At 75.3% G+C, this 3,188-nt stretch carries 2 protein-coding genes and 1 pseudogene; all 3 read right to left on the bottom strand.

Translation table 11 applies throughout. The features are described from left to right. Positions 1-463, bottom strand: a pseudogene (locus tag HUW36_RS29175) (ribonuclease E/G); the annotation flags it as partial. 130 nt (positions 464-593) lie between these two features. Next, a complete protein-coding gene (locus HUW36_RS29170) occupies positions 594-1,313 on the bottom strand; it encodes a TIGR03936 family radical SAM-associated protein (protein ID WP_174531055.1) in 720 nt (239 codons plus the stop codon). Positions 1,314-1,588: 275 nt separating this feature from the next. Continuing rightward, positions 1,589-3,019, bottom strand: coding sequence for a type VII secretion-associated serine protease mycosin (gene mycP, locus HUW36_RS29165; RefSeq protein ID WP_174531054.1), 1,431 nt, complete (start codon positions 3,017-3,019; stop codon positions 1,589-1,591). Positions 3,020-3,188 lie beyond the last annotated feature (169 nt).

Genomic DNA, 3,188 nt, shown 5'->3' with positions numbered 1-3,188 from the left:
CGGGCGCCTCGGTCGGCGACTCGACCGCGGGCGCCGCCTCCGCCGCGGGCGGCGCGGCCTTGCGGCGCCGGGTACGGGTCACCTTGACCGGGGGCACCACCTCGTCCGAGGCGGCCTCCACCCCGGCCGCCGCCACCGGTTCCTCGACCGCCTTCGCCGGGGTCGCCTTGCGGCGCCGGCGGGTGGTCTTCGGCGCCGTGTCCAACTCTCCGGCGATCGGCGCGAACACCTCGGCCTGCGGCGACTCGCTGCTGCCCACGGCCGCGGCGGACGCCTCGACCGGCGCGTCGGTCTGCTCCGGCTGGTTCAGCGGGGCAGCCTTACGGCGGGTGGCCCGCTTGCGGGCGGGCGGCTTCGTCTCGGCGGCGCTGTCCGTGTTGGCGGCGCTGTCGGTGGTCGCGGCGGACGCCTCGGCCGGCTCTGCGCCGGTCCGTTCGCCGCCCTCGGGCTCGTTCTCGAGCATGGACGTTCTCCAGTTCTGGCTGCCCCGGGCGCGGTTGAGCGCTGCCACGCAGGGTTGCCGCAAAGGTGTTTCCGCCGGGCGCGCAGGTGCGCGACCGCCGAAGTCTGCCTGCCAGAGCGCTGACCGTCGGTCAGTGCTCTCCGATGGCTGCCCCGTCGCGATCCGCGTCCAACGGATCGACGATCTCGCCCTGCGCGGTCAGCGTGCCCTGCGCCAGCCGGATCACCTTCGGGGTGACCGGCGGCTCCAGGTCCGCCACCACGCGGAGGCCGGAAAGGACGTCATCGGGCCGTACGGACGGGGTGACCTGCCGCACGACCAGTTCGAGTATCGCACACGGCACGGCCGCCGCCCCGGAAGGCGTCTCAGACGACGCGGACGCATCGATGGCGATCACCGCAGCGCGGGCGTCGAACGTGCGCCTGCCCTGCTTGGTCATCCGCTCGACCTGGATCTCCTCGGCGGCGGTGAACGCCGCCACGGCCGCACCGAGCACGGCCGGATCCACCTCGGGCAGCTCGATGCGCCAGCGCGACGCCTCGATCCGGTCGGCCAGGCTGCCGCCGGTGGCCTCGACCGCGTCGAGCACGTCGAGCCCGGGCGAGAGCGCCGAGTCCAGGGCGGCCCGCAGCGCCGCCGGGTCGACCGGCTCCCGCAGCCCGATCTCGAGGTACTCGGCCTCACTGGCCACGCCGGTCGGCGCCGCCGAGGCGTAGGAGATCTTCGGGTGCGGGGTGAATCCCTGGGAGAAGGCGATCGGTACGCCGGCCCGGCGCAACGCGCGCTCGAAGGCCCGGGCGAAGTCCCGGTGCGAGGTGAACCGCAGCGGCCCCCGCTTGGCGTACCGGATGCGGACCCGCTGGACGACAGGGGCCTGGCCGCCCTCGGGTTGAGGCTTTCTGGCGATCGTGAACTCCTCGGCTGTGCCTGCGTGTCCGCCCCATCCTGGCGCAGCCCCGGGCGCGCCTCGCGACCGGGGCCACCACACCCCGGGTCAAACCCTCCCTAACCCCCGCCCCTCCGGGCTCCGGGCTGATCATGAGGTTGGCGGCGAAGTGTATCTCCGATGGTGCCGTCAACCTCATGATCGACGCGGAAAGGGAGGGGCGCCGAGGGGCGCGGGGGTCAGCGGGGGGTGTTCGGCGGGGTGGGTCCGGGGGGCGTGGGCGGTGGGGCCCACGGGTTCGGGCCGGGTGGGAACTGCTGTCCCTGGGGCGGGGGCGGGGGCGGGTAGGCGCCCGGGGCTGGCTGAGCGTGCGGTCCCTGGTGCGGATACTGCCCGGGCTGGGCGTGGCCGCTCGGCGGGGCGGCCGGGTGGCCGACCGGGACCGGTGGGCCGTGCCCGCCGTCGCCGATCCGGTCGAGCACCTCGTCCGGGATGTCACCCGCCCGGGCCAGGTCCCGGCGGTGCCGGCGCCGGTTCCAGGTCAGGAACCCCACCAGTGCCAGCAGCACCACGAGCGCCACCGCGATGCCGATCCCGACGACCATGACCTGCTGGTCGGTGGGTCCGCCGCGGTCGCCGTACTTGGTCACGTCGAAGTTGTCGTCCTCGGCGGCGGCCGGCGGGGCGGCCGCGCTGGGCGAGGCCGCGGCGGCCCCGAGCAGCGGGTTCGCCGACACCGACGGGACGTCGGCGGTGAGCGCCGCCACCGGGTCGATCCGGCCGAACCCGAACCGCGGATCACGGCCGGGCGGGCCGGCGTCCCGGGCGGTACGGATGATCCGGTTGATCACGTCGGGCGCGGAGAGCTTCGGGTACTTCGACCGGATCAGCGCCGCGACGCCGGACACGATGGCGCTGGAGTCGGAGGTGCCGTCGCCCCAGCCGTAACCCCGGTCGCGGCCGATGTTGTAGACCTCGTCCCCCGGCGCGGCGATCACCGCCTCCGGGCCCTGCGCCGAGCCGTTCCAGAAGCCGCCGCCCCGGCTGGTGCCGGTCACCGCGATCACACCGGGAATGTTGGCCGGCGCGGTGACGTCCGGGCCGAGCTGCCTGACGTTGCCGACCGCGGAGACGACGACCACGTCGCGTTCCAGCGCGTACCGGACCGCAGCCACCTCGCCCTCGTCGACGGCGCCGGCGCTGCCATAGGACAGGTTGATCACCTTCGCGCCGCCGTCGACGGCCATCCGGATACCGGTGGCGGAATCCTCCGGGGTGAACGATCCGCCGGGCGGCTTCCGGATGGGCAGGATCTGGGCGTCCGGCGCGATGCCGTCCACTCCGGCCCCGTTGGCCGCGATGATCCCGGCCATGTGGGTGCCGTGGCCCGCCGGGTCGCGCCGGCCGTCGCCGGCGTCCCGGGTGCTGGCCCCGCGCAGCACCCGACCGCGCAGGTCCGGGTGGCCGGCGTCGACGCCGGTGTCCACCACCCCGACCACGACACCCCGGCCGGTGGAGATCTGGTGCGCCCGGTCGATCCGCAGCTCGTCCAGGTACCACTGCTCGGCCCGGCGTGGCGCGGCGGCCGCCGGCTGGGCGGCTCCCAGCACCATCAACCCGGCCAGCAACCCGGCAGCCACCGGCCGGAGCGCGCCGACGTACACCCTCATCCGTCCGTCCTCATCGCAGGATGCCCGGGGTCGCGCCGTCACCGGCGCCCCACGGATCGTCGTCCTCGGTCAACCACGACGAGTGCTCGCCACCACTACCGCCGTGCCCGGCGCCGCCGTGGCCGCCCATCATGCCGCCGCCCATCATCCCGGCGCCGGCCGTGCCGCC

The sequence above is a fragment of the Micromonospora maritima genome, from assembly GCF_902825405.1.
Lineage (GTDB): Bacteria > Actinomycetota > Actinomycetes > Mycobacteriales > Micromonosporaceae > Micromonospora > Micromonospora maritima.
This window is presented reverse-complemented; position numbering and strand designations above follow the sequence as displayed.